Below are 20,977 nucleotides of genomic sequence, written 5' to 3' on the forward strand. Positions count from 1 at the left end.
CGCCGTCACTAGCAGGAATCGCACGAGGCGATTCAGAGGAGAAACCGTATGAGCAAACCACTACTGGCAGGCGTCATCGCCGGCCTTTCGATGCTCGCTCTGGGCATCGCCCAGGCACAGGACAATCCGGAAGAGAAGGCCGAAGCGGCCTACAAGGGCCAGGCATCCGCCATCGATCCTGCCAGTGCACAGGTTGTGCATTCGCCGGGTGCGCCAGATCTGTCGAGCGCCGAGTTCGAGCAGGCCAAGGAAATCTATTTCCAGCGCTGCGCAGGCTGCCACGGTGTGCTGCGCAAGGGCGCGACCGGCAAGCCGCTGACGCCTGACATCACCCAGGAGCGTGGCCAGGCCTATCTGGAAGCGCTGATCACCTATGGTTCGCCTGCCGGTATGCCGAACTGGGGGACGTCCAACGCGCTGACCAAGGACCAGATCACGCTGATGGCCAAGTACATCCAGCACACTCCGCCGACCCCGCCCGAGTGGGGGATGAAGGAGATGAAGAATTCCTGGAACGTGCTGGTCAAGCCGGAAGATCGGCCGAAAAAGCAGATGAACAAGCTGAACTTGCCGAACCTGTTCTCCGTCACCCTGCGTGACGACGGCAAGATCGCCCTCGTCGACGGTGACAGCAAGAAGATCGTCAAGACCATCGACACCGGTTATGCGGTGCATATCTCGCGCATGTCCGCTTCGGGTCGATTCTGTTGAAAAAGTAGCGGCCTCTCCATGCCGTTGGCAAAATTGCTCTGTCAGCGAGCGTGGGGGCGAACAGCATGATGGGGCAGTTACCGGGAGGACAGCAGCGCCTGTTCTACTCGTTCAACCTAGAAGATCACGTCCCGGCTCAACACCTCCTGCGCAGCATCGACCAGTGCCTGGATCTTAGTGATCTGCGCGCCTACCTGGCGGACTTCTATAGTCCCATCGGACGCCCCTCGATTGACCCGGAATTGATGGTGCGCATGCTGGTCGTCGGCTACTGCTATGGCATTCGTTCCGAGCGGCGATTGTGCGAAGAGGTGCACCTGAACCTGGCCTATCGCTGGTTCTGCCGGCTGGGTCTGGAAGACGAAGTCCCCAATCACTCGACCTTCTCGAAGAATCGCCATGGGCGTTTTCGTGACAGCGATCTGTTCCGCTGGTTGTTCAATGAGGTGCTGCGGCGTTGCATGGCAGCCGGCCTAGTCAAGGGCGAAGGTTTTGCCGTCGACGCTAGCATCATCAAGGCGGATGCCAGCCGGCAACGTGGGGTAGCGGGAGATGAGGTCGATTGGAACGATCCAAAGCTCAGCAGCCGCGCAGTGCGCGAGTACCTCGAAGCCCTTGATGAAGAGGCGCTGGCTGAGGCTCTTCCCAAGAAAATTTCGCTCACAGATCCTCAGTCCCGTTGGACAGCAGCGCCAGGTGGGCCGGCCTTTTTTGCCTACTCCACGAATTACCTGATCGACACTGAGCACGGTGTGATCATGGACGTGGAAGCTACCCCGGCGCACCGTACCGCCGAAGTCGATTCGACTAGGACGATGGTCGAGCGTGTCAAAGCTCAGTTCGATCTCACACCGGAACGCCTTATCGGCGATACCGCTTATGGCACCGCCCCGATGCTGGCCTGGATGGTCGAAGAAAAGGACATCGAGCCGCATGTGCCGGTGTGGGACAAGACTGAGCGCAAGGACGACAGCCTCTCCAGTAACGACTTCCACTGGAACCAGGAGGCCAATGAATACCGCTGCCCAGCCGGCAAACCACTACGCAGTGAGTGGCGCGCCTTCACCCAGAAAAGATCGCGGGTGACCAAGGCCAACACCATCATTTATCGCTCCAGCCAAACCGACTGCACTACCTGTCCGCTGAAAGCGAAATGCTGCCCCAACACGCCGAATCGGAAGATCGTCCGCAGTATCCATGAGGCTGCCCGCGATGTGGCCAGGCGCATCGCCAAGACACCGGAATACCTCGTCTCTCGCTGCGAACGAAAGAAGGTGGAGATGCTGTTCGCCCACCTCAAACGGATCATGAAACTCGATCGTTTACGACTGCGCGGCCTGACAGGTGCCACTGACGAATTCACTTTGGCGGCGGCGGTGCAGAACCTGCGACGCATGGCCAAGCTTTTGCCTCAAGGGCCACCGCTCACGGGATAGGTACGCCTGCTGAGAGCAGAAACCTTCAAATTAACCCTCAGGCCTGAGCAAGGACGCTCAGCGAAACGCCGAAAGGCAACCTGAAGTGGCTTGCAGTCACTTCGACAGCAGGCACACCTGATCGGCAGGCCGCCGCTAAACCTACTTTTTCAACAGAATCGGTCGTTACCTGCTGGTCATCGGTCGCGATGCCAAAATCGACATGATCGACCTGTGGGGTAAGGAGCCGGTCAAGGTCGCCGAAATCAAGGTCGGCATCGAGGCCCGCTCGGTTGAAACTTCGAAGTACAAGGGCTACGAGGACAAGTACGTGATCGCTGGCGACTACTGGCCGCCACAGTTCACCATCATGGACGGCGAAACCCTGGAACCGCTGCAGATCGTCTCCACCCGTGGCATGACCGTCGGTACCCAGGAATACCACCCGGAACCGCGCGTCGCGGCGATCATCGCCTCCCACGAACATCCCGAGTTCATCGTCAACGTCAAAGAGACCGGCAAAGTCATGCTGGTCAACTACGAAGACATCAACAACCTGACCACCACCATGATCGGCACCGCGCCGTTCCTGCATGACGGCGGCTGGGACGTGAGCCACCGCTACTTCATGACGGCAGCGAACAACTCCAACAAAGTTGCGGTGATCGACTCGAAAGAGCGCAAGATGGCCGCGCTGGTCGATGTCGGCAAGATTCCGCACCCAGGCCGTGGCGCCAACTTCGTGCATCCGAAATTCGGACCGGTATGGGCAACCAGCCACCTGGGCGACGAGACCATCTCGCTGATTGGCACCGACCCCGACAAGCATCCGAAGAACGCCTGGAAAGTGGTCGAGACTCTGAAGGGCCAAGGTGGCGGTTCGCTGTTCATCAAGACCCATCCGAAGTCCAAGCACCTGTATCTGGATACCACCTTCCACCCGGATGCCAAGATCAGCCAGTCCGCTGCGGTCTTCGACATCAGCAATCTGGAGGGCGGCTACAAGGTGCTGCCCATCGGCGAGTGGTCCGGCCTGAAAGGCGGCGCCCAGCGCGTGGTGCAGCCGGAGTACAATGAGGCGGGTGACGAAGTCTGGTTCTCGGTCTGGAATGGTCAGGAAGAGGAGTCCGCTATCGTTGTCGTGGATGACAAGACGCTAGAACTCAAAACAGTGATCAAGGACAAAAGGTTGATTACCCCAACCGGTAAATTTAACGTCCACAACACTCAGTACGACGTTTACTGAGTCCACCTGGGGGTGGGCCTCAAGATCCGCCCCCGATTAGCCTTGAGGAAGTACTCATGAAAAAAATCCTGCTCCCATTGCTCGCCCTCGGCGGCGCGCTGGCCCTGCAGCCGGCGCTGGCGCAAGACGGCGAAGCGCTGTTCAAGAGCAAGCCTTGCGCCGCGTGCCATAGCATCGACGCCAAGCTGGTAGGCCCGGCGTTCAAGGAAGTCGCCGCCAAGTACGCAGGGCAGGACGGCGCTGCCGATCTGCTGGCCGGCCACATCAAGAACGGCAGCCAGGGCGTATGGGGTCCGATCCCGATGCCGCCAAACCCGGTAACCGAAGAAGAAGCCAAGATCCTCGCCGAGTGGGTTCTTAGCCAGAAGTAACACCCCAGGAGGACGTCATGATCCAGTCCCGCCAAGTAGTATCGCGTTTGGGGCTCGCCCTGGCGTCCTTCCTTCTGATTCCCGTCGCCCTGGCCGCAGTACCTACTGCCGAACGCCAGGCGAAGCTCGACCATCTGCTGCTTCAGGACTGTGGCTCCTGCCATGGCCTGCGCATGACCGGCGGTCTCGGCCCCGCGCTTACCCGCGAGGCGCTAGCCGGCAAACCCCGTGACAGTCTGATCGCCACCGTTACCCACGGCCGCCCCGGTACGGCCATGCCCGGCTGGAATGCCCTGCTCGACGAGCAGGACATCGCCTACCTGGTCGACCGCCTGCTCGAAGGATATCCCAAGCCATGATTCGTCCTTTTCTGCTGCTGGCTGCGGCCGGTCTGCTCGCGGCCTGTGCACAGCAACCGCTGCGCGGCACCGGTGACCTCGGGGTGGTGGTGGAGCGCGCCACCGGTAGCCTGCAGATCATCGAGAGCAGCAACCAGAGCCAGCTCGCCCGCATCGAGGGTCTGGGCGACCTGTCCCATGCCTCGGTGGTGTTTTCCCGCGATCAGCGTTACGCCTATGTATTCGGCCGCGACGGCGGGCTGACCAAGGTTGACCTGCTGCGCCAGCGCATCGATCGTCGCGTCATCCAGGGTGGCAACAGCATCGGTGGCGCCATCAGCCAGGACGGCACGCTGATCGCGGTCGGCAACTACGAGCCGGGCGGGGTGAAGGTATTCGATGCCAAGACCCTGGAGCTGGTCGCCGACATACCTGCGACGCCGCTGGCCGACGGCAGCCGCAATTCGCGGGTGGTCGGCGTGATCGACGTGCCCGGTCGGCGCTTCATCTACAGCCTGTTCGATACCGATGAAACCTGGCTGTTGGATTTCAGCCAGGGCAACGAGCCGCAGATCACTCGTTTCGAGGGTATCGGCCGCCAACCCTACGATGCGCTGCTGACTCCTGAAGGGCGCTATTACATCGCCGGCCTGTTCGGCGAGGACGGCATGGCCAAGATCGACCTCTGGCATCCCGAGCGTGGCGTCGAGCGCATTCTCGATGGCTATGGCCGCGGCCAGCAGAAACTGCCGGTCTACAAGATGCCGCACCTGGAAGGCTGGACCGTGGCCGGCAACCAGACCTTTGTCCCCGCCGTCGGCCAGCATCGTGTGCTGGTGATGGATTCCGAGAAGTGGCAGCAGACCGACGCCATCGACGTGGCCGGCCAGCCGATCTTCGTCATGGCGCGACCGGACGCGCGGCAGATCTGGGTCAACTTCGCCCACCCCGACAACGGCAAGGTCCAAGTCATCGACAGCGAGACCCACGAGGTCATCGCCGATCTGGAGCCAGGCCCGGCCGTGCTGCACATGGAGTTCACCGCCCGCGGCGACCAGCTCTGGCTGTCGGTGCGCGATGGCGAGGAAATCCAGGTCTGGGACCCTTACACCCTGAAGCTGCTCAAGCGACTGCCGGCGCAGAGTCCGAGCGGCATCTTCTTCAGCAGCCGCGCCCACGAGACGGGGTTGTGACATGCACATCGACGCCCTCAGTCGCCGCCTGATCGACCGCTACCAGCACGGCATGCCGCTGTGCGCCGAGCCCTACCGCGCCATGGCCGACGAGCTTGGCTGCAGCGAGGACGAGGTGCTCGCCTGTCTCGAACAACTGCACGAGGGCGGTGGCCTGTCGCGCATCGGCCCGGTGTTCGAGCACAGCCGTGCCGGCGCCAGCACCCTGGTCGCGCTGGCCGTGCCCGCGGCGCGGCTGGAGCAGGTCGCGGCGCGCATCAATGCGTTTCCCGAGGTCAACCACAACTACCTGCGCGAGCATCGCTACAATCTCTGGTTCGTGCTGACCGGGCCGGATCGGCCACACATCGACCGGCTGCTGGCCGAGATCGAAGCCGATACCGGGCTGACACCGCTCGACCTGCCGATGCAGCAGGCCTTTCGCATCGACCTCGGCTTCCCGCTGGGAGATCCATCATGACCGGTTGTCTCAATGACCTGCAGGCGCTGCAGCTGCGCCGCCTGCTCGAGGGCGGGCTGCCGCTGGCCGCGCGGCCTTACCAGCGGCTCGCAGAACAGATCGGCAGCGTCGAGGAGCGGGTGCTGGAGCAGATTCAACGCTGGCAGGAAGAAGGGCTGTTCCGTCGCTTCGGCCTGGTGCTCAAGCACCGCGCGCTGGGCTTTCGCGCCAACGCCATGCTGGTGATGGACATCCCCGACGCGCAGGTCGACGAAGTCGGTCGACGTCTTGGCCAGGCCGCCGGAGTCAATCTCTGTTACCAGCGCCCGCGGCGTCTGCCGCAGTGGCCCTACAACCTGTTCTGCATGGTCCATGGCCGCGAGCGCGAGCAGGTCTGCCAGCTGATCGAGCGCCTGCTGGCAGACAACGGTCTGAGCGATGTACCGCATCAGCTGCTGTTCAGCACGCGGGCCTTCAAGCAGTGCGGTGGCCGTTTTGCACCGCCGCTGCTCGAGGTCGCCAATGGATGAATTCGACCGGCTGTTGATCAATCGTTTGCAGCATGGCCTGCCGCTGGTGCGCCACCCCTGGGAAGCGCTGGCCGAGGAGCTGGGCAGCACGTCCGAGGCCCTGCGCGAGCGTGTCCAGGCATTGCTCGACGACGGCACGCTGACCCGCTTCGGGCCGATGTTCGACATCGACCGGCTTGGCGGCGCCTTCACCCTGGCCGCGCTGTCGGTGCCGGAGGCGCGCTTCGACGAGGTCGCGGCGCTGCTGGAGGCGATGCCCGAAGTGGCACACAACTACCGCCGCGAACACCGCTGGAACATGTGGTTCGTGCTCGGTTGCGAGACCCCGCAGGGCATCGCCGAGAGCATCGCCCGCATCGAGGCCAAGACCGGCCTGGCGGTGCTGAATCTGCCGAAAGAGGAAACCTTCCATGTCGGTTTGCACTTCCCCGTCTGACGATGGGCTGACCCGCCGCCTGATCGAGCTGACCGAGGCCGGGCTGCCGCTGGTGGCCGATCCCTGGGCCTGGCTCGCCGTGGAGCTGGGCATCGACGTCGACGCCACCCTGGCGCTGCTGCAGCGGCTGCAGGCGGACGGCGCGATCCGGCGTATCGCGGCGATACCCAACCACTACCGCCTCGGCTACCGGCACAACGGCATGACCGTGTGGGACGTCGATGATGCCGAGATCGCGCGACTGGGCGCGCTGATCGGTGCCCAGGCTTTCGTCAGTCACTGCTATCGCCGACCACGGCAGGAGGGCTGGCCATACAACCTGTTCGCCATGGTGCATGGGCGTGATGCCAGTGACATCGAGGCCTACCGCAACCAGATTCGTGCGCTGCTGGGCAACGCCTGCCGGGCCAACGAGATGCTGGTGTCCAGCCGCATTCTGAAGAAGACCGGCCTGCGCCTGGCGACTCAACGCCGCGCCTGATTCTCGGCCTGCCGGCGCCCATCAGGGTGTCGGCAGTGCCTGCGAGCGATCGCCGCGCGGCCCACTCATATAGCCCCGGTCACGCCGCCGAAAATGCAAGCCTGTGGCCCGCAACGCGCTGCAGGCCCCGTGGCGTCTGGCTTTGCGCCCCTCCTGCAGGGTCTCCAGAAAGCCCTACTGCCACGTTCAGGTTTTTCTTGATTGCCATCAAGCAGGTTTCGATAGCCCCCTTCTTAAACTGGCCACGCCAAGCCATGAGGAGGCGACCATGTCCGAGACCTTCACCAAAGGAATGGCCAGGAATATCTACTTCGGAGGAAGCGTGTTCTTCTTCCTGGTGTTCCTCGGTCTTACCTACCACACAGAGCAGACTTTCCCCGAACGCACGAACGAATCGGAAATGACCGAAGCGGTAGTACGCGGCAAGGCAGTCTGGGAAAACAACAACTGCATCGGCTGCCACAGCCTGCTCGGTGAAGGCGCCTACTTCGCGCCGGAGTTGGGCAACGTGTTCGTCCGTCGTGGTGGTGAAGAGGCCTTCAAGCCCTTCCTGCACGCCTGGATGAAGGCCCAGCCACTCGGCGCCCCCGGTCGTCGTGCGATGCCCCAGTTCAATCTGACCGAACAGCAAGTTGACGATATGGCGGAGTTCCTCAAGTGGACTTCGAAGATCGATACCAACAACTGGCCGCCAAACAGGGAGGGTTGATTGATGGACGTCTTTGTTTCCGATTTCACTGGAGGGGCCACGAGATGAGCATCATCAATCCGCATCTCAAATTCCAATCGCAGGCCGTTGCCAAACCCTACTTCGTGTTTGCACTGATCCTGTTCGTCGGTCAGATCCTGTTCGGTCTGATCATGGGGCTGCAGTACGTCATCGGTGACTTCCTGTTCCCGCTGCTGCCCTTCAACGTGGCACGGATGGTTCACACCAACCTGCTGATCGTCTGGTTGCTGTTCGGCTTCATGGGTGCGGCCTACTACCTCATTCCCGAGGAAGCGGACCGCGAACTGCACAGTCCGAAACTGGCCATCATCCTGTTCTGGGTGTTCGCCGCGGCCGGCGTGCTGACCATTCTCGGTTATCTCTTCGTGCCCTATGCCGGGCTGGCGGAAATGACCAAGAACGAACTGCTGCCGACCATGGGGCGCGAGTTCCTCGAGCAGCCGACGATCACCAAGATCGGCATCGTGGTGGTGGCCCTGGGCTTCCTCTACAACGTCGGCATGACCATGCTCAAGGGTCGCAAGACCGTGGTCAGCACGGTGATGATGACCGGTCTGATCGGCCTCGCGGTGTTCTTCCTGTTCTCCTTCTACAACCCCGAGAACCTGGCACGCGACAAGTACTACTGGTGGTTCGTCGTGCACCTGTGGGTGGAAGGCGTGTGGGAACTGATCATGGGTTCGATGCTGGCCTTCGTCCTGATCAAGATCACCGGCGTGGACCGCGAAGTAGTCGAGAAGTGGCTGTACGTGATCATCGCCATGGCTCTGATCACCGGCATCATCGGTACGGGTCACCACTTCTTCTGGATCGGCGCACCGACCGTGTGGCTGTGGCTGGGCTCGATCTTCTCCGCCCTGGAACCGCTGCCGTTCTTCGCCATGGTGCTGTTCTCGCTGAACATGGTTAACCGTCGTCGCCGCGAGCATCCGAACAAGGCCGCTTCGCTGTGGGCCATCGGCACCACCGTGACTGCCTTCCTCGGTGCCGGCGTGTGGGGCTTCCTGCACACCCTGGCTCCGGTGAACTACTACACCCACGGTTCGCAGCTGACTGCCGCACACGGCCACCTGGCCTTCTACGGTGCCTACGCGATGATCGTGATGACCATGATCAGCTACGCCATGCCGCGTCTGCGTGGCCTGGGCGAAGCACCGGATGCACGTGCTCAGCGCATCGAAGTCTGGGGCTTCTGGCTGATGACCATCTCCATGGTCGCGATCACCCTGTTCCTCACCGCAGCCGGCGTGGTGCAGGTGTGGCTGCAGCGGATCCCTGCCGATGGCGCTGCCATGTCGTTCATGAACACCGCTGACCAGCTGGCCATCTTCTTCTGGCTGCGTCTGATCGCCGGGGTGTTCTTCCTGATTGGCCTGGTCTGCTACCTGTACAGCTTCCGCCAGCGCGGTCGGGTACCGGTCGTAGCAGCAGCTGCCGCCGCGGCCTGAGACGAGTCGCAATGAGGATCGACGGCCCGACTGGTAACAGCGGGCCGTTTTGCTTTTTCAGTGCCTGCACGGAGTAACCGCCATGGCCTTTACCATCGAAGTGGAAGAGTGGGTCGGTAGTGTCTGGCACCGCTTCATCACCCGTCGCGCCAACCCGGATTTTCCGGAAGCACGGGTCGATCTCGAGAGCATGCAGCGGCCGCTGTCGCTGCTGTTCCGCGCCATGGGTGGCGCCAGCGGTGTCGGCGTAGAAGCCGCCAGCGCGCGTGATCTGCTGCTCAGGCGCAACCTGCTGCAACAGGTCGCCGGGACCTGCAAGCAACTGCCGGTGGCCTGGTGCGACGCCAGCAACCTGCGGCTGCCGCAGAGCCTGGCGGTCTATCCGGAAGTCTCGCTGAACCAGGATCTATATCGCTGGCTGGCGCTGCTCGCCGCGCAGGCCGGGCCGATGCGCCACTGGGCGCGCGACAACCAGCGCTGGACGCAGGCAATCCTTGAACATTTTCCGGCCATGCGCCCGCGCTATCAGCGTCTGGTCGAAGCCCATCTGCAGCTGCGCCCGGACCCGAGCCAGCTGCCCAAGGCCGAGGCCGCGCTGGAAGCGGCGCTGTGCCAGGCCCTGCGCGAGCCGGGCAGCGTCAGCCAGTTTCCACGCAGCGAGCGCGCGCCCTGGCCGCTGCCTCTGTGGCTGTATCCGGCGGACAATCTTGGTGAACCCCAGGCCGCCCAGCGCGCCGAAGAGGGCGAGGGCAATCTGGAAGCCCCGCCCGGCGGCGAATCGCGTCAGCGCAAGCGCGCACGGCGAGTGGACGAGAGCTCCAGCAAGGGTGGCCTGTTGCTGTTCCGGCTGGAGAACCTGTTCAGCTGGTCCGAGCACATCGAAATGGATCGCTGCGGCGACGACACCGAGGACCTCGACGCGGCCCGTGTCGCCGAGGATCTCGACGAGCTGGCGCTGTCGCGTCAGCGCATGCGCCAGGGCGGCGGGCTCAAGCTGGACCTGGACCTGCCGGCCGCGGATTTCGACGATGTGCCGCTGGGCGAAGGCATCAAGCTGCCCGAGTGGGACTATCGCAAGCAGTGCCTGCAGAAGGATTTCGTCAACCTGCAGCTGATGCTGCCGCGCGGCGCCGAGGCCAAGCCGTTGCCGCTGCACCTGTCGCCGCTGGCGCGACGTTTGCGTCGGCAGTTCGAACACCTGCGCAACGACCGTCAATGGCTGCGCCAGCAACCGCAGGGTTCGGAGCTGGACATGCAGGCCTGGCTCGATTTTCACGTCGAGCGGCAGAACGGTCAGTGCGCCGAACGTGGCCTGTTCATGGAACAACGGCAGAATCGCCGCGACCTGGCCTGCCTGCTGCTGGCCGACCTGTCCATGTCCACCGACGCGCACCTGGACAACGAGCACCGAGTGATCGATGTGGTCATCGACAGCCTGCTGCTGTTCGGCGAAGCACTGTCGGCGGTGGGCGATCCCTTTGCGCTGTACGGCTTCTCCTCGCTGCGTCGCCAGCAGGTGCGCATGCAGGAGCTGAAGAGCTTCCGCCAGCCCTATGGCGATGAAACCCGCGGCCGTATCCAGGCGCTCAAGCCCGGCTATTACACCCGCATGGGTGCGGCCATCCGCCAGGCCACCGAGCTGCTTGGCAACTGCAAGCAGCGGCGCAAACTGTTGCTGCTGGTCACCGACGGCAAGCCGAACGATCTGGATCTCTATGAAGGCCGCTACGGCGTCGAAGATACCCGCCAGGCCGTCATGGAAGCGCGCAAGCAGGGTCTGCTGCCGTTCTGCATCACCATCGACCGCGAGGCCGGTGACTATCTGCCGTACATGTTCGGCGCCAACGGCTACACCTTGATCAAAGAGCCGCAACAGCTGCCGTTCCGCCTGCCGCAGCTGTACAAGCAGCTGACCCAGTCGTGATCGCAAAGAGAGATGCACGATGTGCGTCGTATCGGAACGCTGGCGCCGTAGCGGATGATCATCGCCTTCGCGAAGCATATCGCCGCTCGGCCGGTCTGCAGCCCTACTGCAGCGAGGGCTGATGGGGTTGAGCGAACTTGGGGCGGCTAATCGAGCCTCGCCCCGTGCGCAAACCATCCTCCAACATTGGCCATGCGTTATTTCTGCTCGGCCACATCAGGGCTCAAGGGGTAGTGGCGGCGGCGCCATGACTGCATCTGAGCTCCCTTTGCCAGTCGTTCAGCAATATGGGTAAGGGTTTCCGCAATGGGTTTTTGACCGTTGAGCATCGGCTCCATCCGCGGCGTGACCAGCGCCCAGAAGCGCTTCATCTCTGGGATGTCCGGCATGATTTCGCCCGCCTGTGCCGAGGCATAGGTGTGCGCTATCAGCGGGTCGTGACGCAGACGCTCCATCAGCGCCAGGTTGGCCACTGCGCCCAGAGGCTTTTCTGCGTGGATCCGCGCCAGGCCATCAGGGCTGGTCAGGTAGTCCTCAATGAAGCGATGGGCCGCGGCCTTGTTCGGGCTGTTGCTGTTGATCGCAGCAGCGAGTACGCCAACAAACGGCTTGCCTTTGCGTGCTGGGTCGGCGGTGGGAATGTCGGCGATGCCGAAGCGGATATCGGCCTGACGTACTTCGTTCCAGGCCCAGGGGCCGTTGATGATCATCGCCGTACGTCCCGCCTTGAAGCCCTCCATCATGCTCTGGTAAGTAGCGCCGGAGTCCAGGGTCTGGTTGTCGAGCAAGCGCTTGATCGACTCCATGCCCTCGATGGCGCCGGGGGTGTTCAGGCCGATGTCAGAAAGGTCGTAGATGCCGTTCGTTTTCTTCAGGCTGTAGCCGCCGCTGCCGGCGATGATCGGCCAGGAGAAGTAGAGGTTGCGGTAGTCCCATTCGATGGCGCGCTTGCCCTCGGCACGTAGTCTCCGGTCCAGCGCCTCGACCTCCGCCAGGCTGCTGGGTGGCTCGGGCACAAGGTCGCGGTTATAGATCAGGCCGACCACCTCGGTCGCCAGCGGATAACCGTAGTAATGATTGCCGACGGTCATCGCTTCCCAGGCGAAGGCTGGTGCACGCGCCAGGGCTTCCGGACTGGGGGTGACCGGCGCGAGCAGGCCATTGTTGATCCAGGAACCAAAACGATCATGGGCAAAGATGACGATGTCCGGCCCCTTGCTGGTCGTCGCCAGCCGGTCGAACTGGACGGCGAGATCCTCGGGGGTGGCGACGGTGACTGGAATGCCGCTGGCTTTGCTGAAGTCCTGGCCGATTTCGCCCAAGGCGTTGTAGCCCTTGTCCTGGTTGATCCAGATCTTCAGGGCATCGCGCTCCAGCGCCAATGCGGGAGTGTTGAGAAGTATGGTCAGGAGGATCAAGGCAGATCTTATAGTTGTCATCGCTGCATCCTGCGTTGTGTCGGGGCGTCCGAGCCGCCCCGTGTGCGGTCACTTGATCTGGATGCGCTCCAGCAGATACCCCTTGGCGCCGCTGTCACCCACTCGCGTCGCTTCGTCGGCCAGACGCAGCGCGCGTTCGAGGTCCTTCTGCGCCAGTGCCGCATCGATCGCCTGGCGGTAGTACGCCGAGGTCTCCGGCAGCACCGTCGGCGCCGGCGCGGCGGGCAGTTCGTTGCACATCTCCTGGCCGATGCTGTAGCCCGGTACGTAGCCCTTGGCGGTCGAGCCGGCGGCGCTGTCGGGGATCATCACCAGCCGGATCATGCCTACTGGCGAGTGCTTCGCCACCGGGTCGGGGATGCTCGGCGGCTCGTTGCCCAGCGCCTTGGCGTAGGCCTTGGCCGGGTGCTGCAGCACGGTCTGGCCGGCCATTTGCGCGTCGCTGGTGTAGAGGATCAGGTAGCGCTCGTTGCCCGGGTGCTCGGGCTGGGAGCGATCGATGCGAATGCGCGCATCGAGGCTGTCGCCCTTGAGCCCGGTCGGCGGTACGTAGGCGAAGTCGTCACCATCCAGCAGGCGGGTCGGACGCATGCGGCTGTCGAGCAGCATGGCGTTAGGCGCCAGCACGCTGCTGCCGGCCTGGCTGTAGAGGCGGATCTCGAATGATGGACCGCCAGCTGGCAGCGTGAAGGCGCGCAAGAAGCTCTTGCCGGTTTCGAAGTTGTAGGCCGGCGCCTGTGTGTCGATCAGAACGTCGCCGGTGAAACCGGCCTCGAGTGGCTGGAAGGGCAGCTGGTCGATACTGCTGCAGCAGGTCGGGGCGGCTGCCAGCGCATCACGCGCCTGCTCGACCGAATGTTGCAGCGGCGCCGGGGTAGCAGTGAGGGCGTCGACCCGGCGCAACGGCTCGCTGCTGCAGCCGGCAACCGTCAGGGCGGCTAGCCCGGCGGCAAGAAATAACATCCGATGCATGGTGGTTCTCCGAACAAAAAATGCCCCGACCTGCCAGCGTCGGGGCAAAGGCACCGTCTGGACGGTGGGAGCGGAAGGGGAGCCGTCGCGGTCGGTCCGCGACGGCACTTAAACGTTGCGGCTTACCACCAGGCTTCGGCCTGCACGCCGAAGGTCAGGCCGTCGTCGTCGCCGGCATCGATGGACTCGCTGGCCGCCTGGTAACGGCCGCCGTCCCATTTGGCGTAGGTGGCGAACACGCGGATCTGCGGGCGCGCCCAGAAGCTGTTGCCGGCCGACCACTGCTGGGCGAGGGTGAGCTTCTTCAGGTCGCGGCTGCGTTCGCCGTCGGCCTGCGGATCGACGCGGTCGTAACCGAACTCCAGCGCGGTGCTCATCACGTCGCTCCACTTGTACACCGGGCGCACGCCGAAGCTGGCCCAGGTCTGCCCGGAGTCGTTGTCGAAGTCGCGGTCCTCGTAGATCTGCACGTACATCATCTCGATGTTGTCGCTCAGGCCCACCACGCCCTGGTTGACCAGGCGGAACATCTTGCCGTCGCTGTTACCGGTGCTGTTGCGCCCGCTGCTGCCGATGATGCCGTCGGTGCCGTATTGCAGGGCGAGCTTGTTGTAGCCGCCGAACCAGTCGCTCTGGGTGTGCTCAAGGGTGACCAGATGACCCTTCTGGTCCTCGTAGCCGGGGTCGCGTTCTTGCTCGTCGGTGAGGTTGGCCTTGCCGTAGTCGTAGCCGATTTCCAGCTTGCCGCCCGGGTTGACGTCGATCTCGGCGAGGCGGAAGTCGAGGGTGTCGTTGGCCAGGTTGGTGCCGGTGCCCGAGCCCTGATAGACCCAGTCGCCGTCAGTGTTGCGGATCCACGCCACGCTGGCCTTGGCGAAGCCCAGGTCGATGTCCTCGATACCGGCGCCGGGGCCGGAGACGTCCCAGTAGTAGTAGTCGTTGATGTGCACGTCGTGGCGCTTGTAGTAGCGCTTGCCGGCCCAGATCGCCGCGCCCGGCAGGCTCGGGATGAGGTTCTTGCCGACCACGTTGAACTGGCGGATGGAGGTGGTGCCGGCCTCGTCGAAGGGGTTGTTCTCGCCGCCGTCGGTATCGGTGCCGCCGGCTTCCCAGTCGTTACCCTGGTCGGAGCGGTAGGCGATCATGCTGTCGACGTAGAAGCTGCGGTTGCCTTCGCTCCACACCTCCTGGCCGAGGCCGATCTCGGCGTAGGTTTCGCATTCGTTGCCCAGACGATATTTCGCCGGAGCGCCGGCGGCCTGGAAGCAGGCCTGGTCGCCGCCGCCGGCCGTGGCGCCGACGCCCGAACGCAGATAGCCGTGGAAATCGACCGCCATGGCCGGACCGCCGACCAGCAGGGCGGCAAGCAGGCAGGCGGGTTTGAGGACGAACAGGGGGTGCGCGGTGTGCTTCATGACGAGGTCCTTGTTTTTCTTGTTAATGCCGAATCGATCACGCCGTCGCTGCCAGCCAGGGGCGGCGCAGCTCGGTGGCAGAAGCTTCGGGGAAAGGGCCCGGAGCGCCATCCTCCCGGCCAGAGATTTCGCTGGCGCAGCTCGAGGGCGTAATCGGTATGAGTGCGGCGTAATCCCAGGGGCGGGGTCGCTACGGGTGGGGCGCAGATGATTGCCACGGGCCTTCCGCCTGGCCACTACGCCGCCTCGAACGCGCGCAGGGAGGTTGGTCGCGAGCGGGCCCAGGGGCAGCCTGCCCAGGTCGGTCGAAGGTGCGGCCGGCGTTCATCCTCATTCGGCAGTCCGTTGCCGGATACCCGCGAACAAGCACAAGAACCGGAGTATTGCGATGAGCCAGACCCTACGTGCCGCCGTATTGGCGGCGATCCTGCTGCCGTTCCCCGCCCTCGCTGACCAGGCCGGCAAGAGCCCGGCCGGCGTGCGCTACCACGGCGGCGACGAAATCATCCTCCAGGGCTTCCACTGGAACGTCGTCCGCGAAGCGCCGAACGACTGGTACAACATCCTTCGCCAGCAGGCCTCGACGATCGCCGCCGACGGCTTCTCGGCAATCTGGATGCCGGTGCCCTGGCGTGACTTCTCCAGCTGGACCGACGGCGGCAAGTCCGGCGGCGGCGAAGGCTACTTCTGGCACGACTTCAACAAGAACGGCCGCTACCCCGCATTTCTCACAGGAAGAGATGCACCGGGCCGTCGGATGCGCGAAAATTGTTGTGCAAAGAACGATTTAGCGCGACAACGGAGAGCGGCCCGATGCAGACACAGTGTAATCCGAAGCAGTACACGTTTTCAGGGGTGGGGCGGCGCGCGGTGGTAGCCGGATTTGATGGCGGTCGGGTGAGTTCGGATGGCGGCGCGTTGCTGCTCAAACAAACCGATGAAGCGGTGGGGTTGTTCGATCGCCTGGCCGGCTGTTTCCAGGACGATCGGATGCCCGAGGCGGTGGAGTTTCCGCTGCGCACGCTGGTGGCGCAGCGGGTGATGGGCATCGCGCTGGGCTACGAGGATCTCAACGATCACGAGCAACTGCGCCACGACCCGCTGCTGGGCGCGGTGATCGGCAAGCTGCAGTCCGGACGTGCGCGCTGTGCGCCCTTGGCCGGCAAGAGCACGCTCAACCGGCTGGAGCGCTTCCAGGCGCAGGGCAGTTCGCGCTATCACAAGATCCGGCCGCAGGCCGGCATGATCGAGGATCTGTTCGTCGATCTGTTTCTGGACGCCCACCGCAGGCCGCCAGAGGAGATCATCCTGGATCTGGATGCCACCGACGATCCGCTGCATGGGCAGCAGGAGGGCCGGTTCTTTCACGGCTACTACGGGGGTTACTGTTACCTGCCGCTGTACATCTTCTGCGGCCGTCACCTGCTGTGCGCCAAGTTGCGCCCGGCCAACGTCGATGGCGCCGCCGGGGCGCTGGAAGAGGTGCAACGCATCGTCAAGCAGATTCGCGCCCGCTGGCCAGACACGCGCATCGTGCTGCGCGCCGACTCGGGGTTCTGCCGGGATGACCTGATGACTTGGTGCGAAGCACAGTCGGTCGATTATGTCTTCGGACTGGCGCGCAACGCGCGCCTGACCCGGGCCATCGGCCCGAGCCTGCGGCAGGCCCAGGCGCAGTGCGAAGCGACGGGAGTCCCGGCACGGGTGTTCCAGGAACTGCACTACCGCACGAGGAAAAGCTGGAGCGCCGAGCGCCGGGTGGTGGCCAAGGCCGAGGCCTTGCCGGGCAAGACCAACCCACGCTTCGTGGTGACCACGCTTGCGGTCGGGGACTGGCCGGACAAGGCGCTGTATGAGGATCTCTACTGCGCGCGCGGCGAGATGGAGAACCGCATCAAGGAGTGTCAGCTCGACCTGTTCGCCGACCGCACCTCCACCGCGACGCTGCGCAGCAACCAGCTGCGGCTGTGGCTGTCCTCGTTCGCCTACGTGCTGCTCGAAAGCCTGCGCAGGCTGGCGCTGTCGGGGACCGAACTGGCCCAGGCCACGGCCGGTAGCATCCGCCTGAAGCTGCTCAAGATCGGCGCGGTCATCACCGTGAGCGTGCGCCGGGTCAAAGTGGCCATGAGTTCGGCCTTCCCGCAGCAGGAGGTGTTCGATCACGCCTTCGATGTCTTGAGCGCCGCGGCGCGCTGACAGCCGCACACCCACCGTCCCCCTCCACATCACACCCCGTCCACCCTGCCGCAAGCGCCTTGTTCAAGCGCGCTCGCAGGCGCTTGCCCGAAATCAGCGCTGTCGGCAGCCTGCGCCACCTGCGACGACCTGCGTCCGTCAAAACGGCCCAATGCGCAGGGCTGTGAGAAATGCGGGCTACGGCAGCGACGCCCAGCTGCGCCAGGCCGCCGGCGCACTCGGTGGCGCCGGGGTGAAGGTGCTCTACGATGTGGTGCCCAATCACATGAACCGCGGCTACCCGGACAAGGAGATCAACCTGCCGGCCGGCCAGGGCTTCTGGCGCAACGACTGCGCCGACCCGGGCAACTACCCCAACGACTGCGACGACGGTGACCGCTTCATCGGCGGCGAGTCGGACCTGAACACCGGCCATCCGCAGGTCTATGGCATGTTCCGCGACGAGCTCGCCAACCTGCGCAGCGGCTACGGCGCCGGCGGCTTCCGCTTCGATTTCGTCCGCGGCTTCGCCCCGGAGCGGGTCGACAGCTGGATGACCGACAGTGCCGACAACAGCTTCTGCGTCGGCGAGCTGTGGAAAGGCCCTTCTGAATATCCCAGCTGGGACTGGCGCAACACGGCGAGCTGGCAGCAGATCATCAAGGACTGGTCGGACCGGGCCAAGTGCCCGGTGTTCGACTTCGCTCTCAAGGAGCGCATGCAGAACGGCTCGGTCGCCGACTGGAAACATGGCCTCAATGGCAACCCCGACCCGCGCTGGCGCGAGGTGGCGGTGACCTTCGTCGACAACCACGACACCGGCTACTCGCCCGGGCAGAACGGTGGTCAGCACCACTGGGCGCTGCAGGACGGGCTGATTCGCCAGGCCTACGCCTACATCCTCACCAGCCCGGGGACGCCGGTGGTGTACTGGTCGCACATGTACGACTGGGGCTACGGCGACTTCATCCGCCAGCTGATCCAGGTGCGTCGCGCCGCTGGTGTGCGTGCCGATTCGGCGATCAGCTTCCACAGCGGCTACAGCGGCCTGGTCGCTACCGTCAGCGGCAGCCAGCAGACCCTGGTGGTGGCGCTCAACTCCGATCTGGCCAACCCCGGCCAGGTCGCCAGCGGCAGCTTCAGCGAGGCGGTCAACGCCAGCAACGGCGAGGTGCGCGTCTGGCGCAGCGGTAGCGGCGATGGCGGCGGGAATGACGGCGGCGAGGGAGGTCTGGTCAATGTGAACTTCCGCTGCGACAACGGTGTGACGCAGATGGGCGACAGCGTCTACGCGGTGGGCAACGTCAGCCAGCTCGGCAACTGGAGCCCGGCCTCCGCGGTGCGGCTGACCGACACCAGCAGCTATCCGACCTGGAAGGGCAGCATCGCCCTGCCAGCCGGCCAGAACGTGGAATGGAAGTGCCTGATCCGCAACGAGGCGGACGCGACGCTGGTGCGTCAGTGGCAATCGGGCGGCAACAACCAGGTCCAGGCCGCCGCCGGCGCGAGCACCAGCGGCTCGTTCTGACGACACGCCCGCCCGGCCTCGGCTACGCCTACGCCGGGCGGCTCCTCCCGACCCAGGGTGGGCAGGGAGGAGGCCGGCGACGGGCCGGGCCGCCGATGCTGGCACGACAACCATAAAAGCCTTCGCGCTGCGCTGTCGTATCAGGAGCTGTTCATGTTGGCCCAGACCCGCTCGACCCCTTTCCGGCTTGGCTTCCTGGCCCGGCTGTACCTGCTGATCGCCGCGCTGGTGGCCTTGCTGATGCTGGTAGCCGGCACCAGCCTGGTTGCCATCGGCCGCCTGCAAGGCAATGCCGAGCAAATCTCGTCGACCGCGTCGCGTCTGCTGGTCAGCGAGAGCTTCTTCGGTACGTTGCAGAGCCTGACGCAGAACCTTTCCGACGCCCTGGCAGAGGACCGGCCTGACCAGCTCGACGGCTATGTCGGCCGGCATCGCACGCTGCAGGACCAGGCCCTCGAGCTGTTCGCCCAGCTGGAGCGGGTGACGCCGGCACACGCCGAGACCAAGCAGCGTCTGGCGGCCCTGTTGCCGGAGCTCGACCGCCGCAGCCTGGCGCTGATCGATGCGCAGCGCGACCTGCTCGCGCGCGTGGGGCGCAACGCCGTCGCGCTGCGCGATCTGCAGCTGCAGTTCTCGCGGCTCAAGCAGGACCTGCTGCAGGCGCAGTTCGTGACTGGCGACGAGCTGGTCGCCTATTCCATCAAGCAGTTCATCATCCCGCTCGAGCAGGTCGAGGCGCTGCTGTTCGATGCCATCGGCGTGTCTTCGATCAAGGCACTCGATGAAGCCGGTGCGCAGATCGCGCAGCGGCTGCCGGCCCTGCAGAAGAAGCTGGACAACGTTCTCCTCGATCTGGAACCGCACCAGGACAGCCGTACCGATTACGCGCACAGCTTCCAGGCGCCGTTTGCCGCCATCGAGCAGCAACTGGCTGTGCCCGGCAATGGCGCGGTGGCGCAGTACTACGCCTGGCTGTCCGACCAGCAGGCCAACCGCGAGCAGAAACTGCAGCTCGGTCACCTGCAGCACCAGGCACGCGAGGACATCGGCACGCTCATCGCCAGCGCCCAGCAGGCCAGCGACAGGCAACTGGGCCTGGCCGCGCAGACCTATCGTCAGGGTGTGGCCGGCCTCTTGGCGATGGCCGGGCTGTCGATCGCGGTGGCGCTGGCCATGGGCCTGTGGCTGGGGCGTACCATGCGCATGGCCCTGGCCGCCGTCAGCGGCAGCCTGCAGCACCTGGCCGACGGTGATCTGCGCGGCGGCTGCGAGTACCAGCGCGCAGACGAGTTCGGGCGTGTCGGTGATTGGGTCAACCGGGTCGCCGGTAGTCTGCGCGACGCACTGGCCCAGCTCGGGCGCAACGCCGACGAACAGGACCAGATTGCCCGCCGCAATGCCCAGGCCTGCAGCCAGGCGCGTGCCGGGCTGGAGAAACAACGCAGCAGCATCGGGGCGCTCGCCGTCAGTCTGGCCGAACTGGAGACCAGTTTTGGCGAGGTGGCGCAGCATGCCGGCGAGACGGCCACGCGGGTCGGCAGTGTCGAGGCACTGACCCTGCAGGGCAGCCAGCGGATGGCCGCGACCCGCATCGGCACGCAAGCCCTGGCCGAGCAGCTGGAAACCAGCGTGGCCGAGATCGCCAACGTGGAGGCGGTGAGCGAGCAGATCGGGCAGATTCTCGATGTGATCCGTGCGATTGCCGAGCAGACCAACCTGCTGGCGCTCAATGCAGCCATCGAAGCGGCGCGCGCTGGTGATCAGGGACGTGGCTTCGCGGTGGTCGCCGACGAGGTGCGCGGCCTGGCCCGGCGCACGGCGCAATCGACCGGCGAGATCCAGCAACGCATCGAACGCCTGGCCCAGGGCATCGGCTCGGCGGTGCGTTCGGTGGAGGCCAGTCGCGCGCAGATGCAGGGCACCCTCGATCAGGTCGGGCAGGCCGACCGGCTGATGCAGGAAATCCGCAGCCAGGTCGAGCACATCGCCGCCATGTCGCGGGAAATCGATTCGGCCACCGGCCAGCAACGGCTCGCCGCCGAAGAAGTGTCGCGCGGCATGCATGCGATCGATGCCGCGGCCGAGCTGCACATGGACAGCGTCGTGGCGATCAGCGACAGCAGCGAACGCCAGGCGCGCATGTCCGCCGAGCAGCAGGCGCTCTGCGCGCGTTACCGCACCTGAAC

16 protein-coding genes and 4 pseudogenes are annotated in these 20,977 nt (G+C 64.6%); 17 read left to right on the top strand and 3 right to left on the bottom strand.

All coding sequences use genetic code 11. From position 1 onward, the window contains the following. Window positions 1–48: 48 nt before the first annotated feature. The 13 genes and pseudogenes from LW136_RS03650 to LW136_RS03710 all read left to right on the top strand — a co-directional run. Window positions 49–705 (top strand): annotated as a pseudogene (locus LW136_RS03650) (c-type cytochrome); the annotation flags it as partial. Window positions 706–776: 71 nt separating this feature from the next. Next, window positions 777–2,147, top strand: a complete 1,371-nt coding sequence (locus LW136_RS03655) for an IS1182-like element ISCfr1 family transposase (RefSeq protein WP_003116647.1) — start codon at window positions 777–779, stop codon at window positions 2,145–2,147. A 160-nt stretch (window positions 2,148–2,307) separates the two neighbouring features. After that, window positions 2,308–3,372, top strand: a pseudogene (locus LW136_RS03660) (cytochrome D1 domain-containing protein); the annotation flags it as partial. Window positions 3,373–3,428: 56 nt separating this feature from the next. Beyond that, window positions 3,429–3,743 (top strand): c-type cytochrome, encoded by a 315-nt coding sequence (locus LW136_RS03665; RefSeq protein WP_125859749.1) that lies wholly within the window; start codon window positions 3,429–3,431, stop codon window positions 3,741–3,743. 17 nt (window positions 3,744–3,760) lie between these two features. Continuing rightward, the gene (locus tag LW136_RS03670) at window positions 3,761–4,102 is read left to right on the top strand and encodes a c-type cytochrome (RefSeq protein WP_023446220.1); all 342 of its coding nucleotides are present in this window, start codon (window positions 3,761–3,763) and stop codon (window positions 4,100–4,102) included. Then, a complete protein-coding gene (locus LW136_RS03675) occupies window positions 4,099–5,274 on the top strand; it encodes a cytochrome D1 domain-containing protein (protein WP_014819175.1) in 1,176 nt (391 codons plus the stop codon). The genes LW136_RS03670 and LW136_RS03675 overlap by 4 nt, the downstream gene beginning before the upstream one ends. A 1-nt stretch (window position 5,275) precedes the next feature. Further along, window positions 5,276–5,734, top strand: a complete 459-nt coding sequence (locus LW136_RS03680) for an Lrp/AsnC family transcriptional regulator (protein WP_014819176.1) — start codon at window positions 5,276–5,278, stop codon at window positions 5,732–5,734. Continuing rightward, window positions 5,731–6,243, top strand: a complete 513-nt coding sequence (ahbB, locus tag LW136_RS03685; RefSeq protein WP_014819177.1) for a siroheme decarboxylase subunit beta — start codon at window positions 5,731–5,733, stop codon at window positions 6,241–6,243. Before LW136_RS03680 ends, ahbB (LW136_RS03685) begins: the two co-directional genes overlap by 4 nt. After that, window positions 6,236–6,679 carry an Lrp/AsnC family transcriptional regulator gene (locus LW136_RS03690; protein ID WP_234174685.1) on the top strand — a complete coding sequence of 148 codons (444 nt, stop codon included), beginning with the start codon at window positions 6,236–6,238 and terminating at the stop codon, window positions 6,677–6,679. Before ahbB (LW136_RS03685) ends, LW136_RS03690 begins: the two co-directional genes overlap by 8 nt. Next, a complete protein-coding gene (ahbB, locus tag LW136_RS03695; protein WP_230357680.1) occupies window positions 6,654–7,160 on the top strand; it encodes a siroheme decarboxylase subunit beta in 507 nt (168 codons plus the stop codon). The genes LW136_RS03690 and ahbB (LW136_RS03695) overlap by 26 nt, the downstream gene beginning before the upstream one ends. 268 nt (window positions 7,161–7,428) lie before the next feature. Beyond that, window positions 7,429–7,869, top strand: a complete 441-nt coding sequence (locus LW136_RS03700; RefSeq protein WP_014819180.1) for a c-type cytochrome — start codon at window positions 7,429–7,431, stop codon at window positions 7,867–7,869. 44 nt (window positions 7,870–7,913) lie between these two features. After that, complete coding sequence (locus tag LW136_RS03705) at window positions 7,914–9,338, top strand: cbb3-type cytochrome c oxidase subunit I (RefSeq protein WP_015275765.1); 1,425 nt, start codon at window positions 7,914–7,916, stop codon at window positions 9,336–9,338. 82 nt (window positions 9,339–9,420) lie between these two features. After that, window positions 9,421–11,262 carry a nitric oxide reductase activation protein NorD gene (locus LW136_RS03710; protein WP_234174686.1) on the top strand — a complete coding sequence of 614 codons (1,842 nt, stop codon included), beginning with the start codon at window positions 9,421–9,423 and terminating at the stop codon, window positions 11,260–11,262. Between the two features lie 197 nt (window positions 11,263–11,459). On the opposite strand, the gene malE is transcribed toward LW136_RS03710, so the two are convergent. The 3 genes from malE to LW136_RS03725 all read right to left on the bottom strand — a co-directional run bounded on the left by malE (window position 11,460) and on the right by LW136_RS03725 (window position 15,088). Further along, complete coding sequence (gene malE, locus LW136_RS03715; RefSeq protein ID WP_046621518.1) at window positions 11,460–12,701, bottom strand: maltose/maltodextrin ABC transporter substrate-binding protein MalE; 1,242 nt, start codon at window positions 12,699–12,701, stop codon at window positions 11,460–11,462. 48 nt (window positions 12,702–12,749) lie between these two features. Further along, the gene (locus LW136_RS03720; protein ID WP_234174687.1) at window positions 12,750–13,673 is read right to left on the bottom strand and encodes a MalM family protein; all 924 of its coding nucleotides are present in this window, start codon (window positions 13,671–13,673) and stop codon (window positions 12,750–12,752) included. Between the two features lie 122 nt (window positions 13,674–13,795). Next, window positions 13,796–15,088 (bottom strand): maltoporin, encoded by a 1,293-nt coding sequence (locus tag LW136_RS03725; protein WP_102832653.1) that lies wholly within the window; start codon window positions 15,086–15,088, stop codon window positions 13,796–13,798. 388 nt (window positions 15,089–15,476) lie between these two features. Between LW136_RS03725 and LW136_RS03730 the strand changes: the two are divergent. The 4 genes and pseudogenes from LW136_RS03730 to LW136_RS03745 form a co-directional block, all read left to right on the top strand. Next, window positions 15,477–15,839, top strand: a pseudogene (locus tag LW136_RS03730) (glucan 1,4-alpha-maltohexaosidase); the annotation flags it as partial. Window positions 15,840–15,901: 62 nt separating this feature from the next. Beyond that, window positions 15,902–17,284 carry an IS1380 family transposase gene (locus tag LW136_RS03735; protein WP_034018616.1) on the top strand — a complete coding sequence of 461 codons (1,383 nt, stop codon included), beginning with the start codon at window positions 15,902–15,904 and terminating at the stop codon, window positions 17,282–17,284. Window positions 17,285–17,450: 166 nt separating this feature from the next. Then, window positions 17,451–18,791: pseudogene (mta, locus tag LW136_RS03740) on the top strand (glucan 1,4-alpha-maltotetraohydrolase); the annotation flags it as partial. Between the two features lie 153 nt (window positions 18,792–18,944). Next, window positions 18,945–20,975, top strand: coding sequence for a methyl-accepting chemotaxis protein (locus tag LW136_RS03745; protein ID WP_234174690.1), 2,031 nt, complete (start codon window positions 18,945–18,947; stop codon window positions 20,973–20,975). Window positions 20,976–20,977 lie beyond the last annotated feature (2 nt).

This window comes from Stutzerimonas kunmingensis (assembly GCF_021432085.1).
Taxonomy (GTDB): Bacteria; Pseudomonadota; Gammaproteobacteria; order Pseudomonadales; family Pseudomonadaceae; genus Stutzerimonas.

Bases quoted from the DNA above. Each gene is read 5' to 3' on its own strand.
- LW136_RS03655 (WP_003116647.1), top strand. From the start codon at position 777: ATGATGGGGCAGTTACCGGGAGGACAGCAGCGCCTGTTCTACTCGTTC.
- LW136_RS03665 (WP_125859749.1), top strand. From the start codon at position 3,429: ATGAAAAAAATCCTGCTCCCATTGCTCGCCCTCGGCGGCGCGCTGGCC.
- LW136_RS03670 (WP_023446220.1), top strand. From the start codon at position 3,761: ATGATCCAGTCCCGCCAAGTAGTATCGCGTTTGGGGCTCGCCCTGGCG.
- LW136_RS03675 (WP_014819175.1), top strand. From the start codon at position 4,099: ATGATTCGTCCTTTTCTGCTGCTGGCTGCGGCCGGTCTGCTCGCGGCC.
- LW136_RS03680 (WP_014819176.1), top strand. From the start codon at position 5,276: ATGCACATCGACGCCCTCAGTCGCCGCCTGATCGACCGCTACCAGCAC.
- ahbB (WP_014819177.1), top strand. From the start codon at position 5,731: ATGACCGGTTGTCTCAATGACCTGCAGGCGCTGCAGCTGCGCCGCCTG.
- LW136_RS03690 (WP_234174685.1), top strand. From the start codon at position 6,236: ATGGATGAATTCGACCGGCTGTTGATCAATCGTTTGCAGCATGGCCTG.
- ahbB (WP_230357680.1), top strand. From the start codon at position 6,654: ATGTCGGTTTGCACTTCCCCGTCTGACGATGGGCTGACCCGCCGCCTG.
- LW136_RS03700 (WP_014819180.1), top strand. From the start codon at position 7,429: ATGTCCGAGACCTTCACCAAAGGAATGGCCAGGAATATCTACTTCGGA.
- LW136_RS03705 (WP_015275765.1), top strand. From the start codon at position 7,914: ATGAGCATCATCAATCCGCATCTCAAATTCCAATCGCAGGCCGTTGCC.
- LW136_RS03710 (WP_234174686.1), top strand. From the start codon at position 9,421: ATGGCCTTTACCATCGAAGTGGAAGAGTGGGTCGGTAGTGTCTGGCAC.
- malE (WP_046621518.1), bottom strand. From the start codon at position 12,701: ATGACAACTATAAGATCTGCCTTGATCCTCCTGACCATACTTCTCAAC.
- LW136_RS03720 (WP_234174687.1), bottom strand. From the start codon at position 13,673: ATGCATCGGATGTTATTTCTTGCCGCCGGGCTAGCCGCCCTGACGGTT.
- LW136_RS03725 (WP_102832653.1), bottom strand. From the start codon at position 15,088: ATGAAGCACACCGCGCACCCCCTGTTCGTCCTCAAACCCGCCTGCCTG.
- LW136_RS03735 (WP_034018616.1), top strand. From the start codon at position 15,902: ATGCAGACACAGTGTAATCCGAAGCAGTACACGTTTTCAGGGGTGGGG.
- LW136_RS03745 (WP_234174690.1), top strand. From the start codon at position 18,945: ATGTTGGCCCAGACCCGCTCGACCCCTTTCCGGCTTGGCTTCCTGGCC.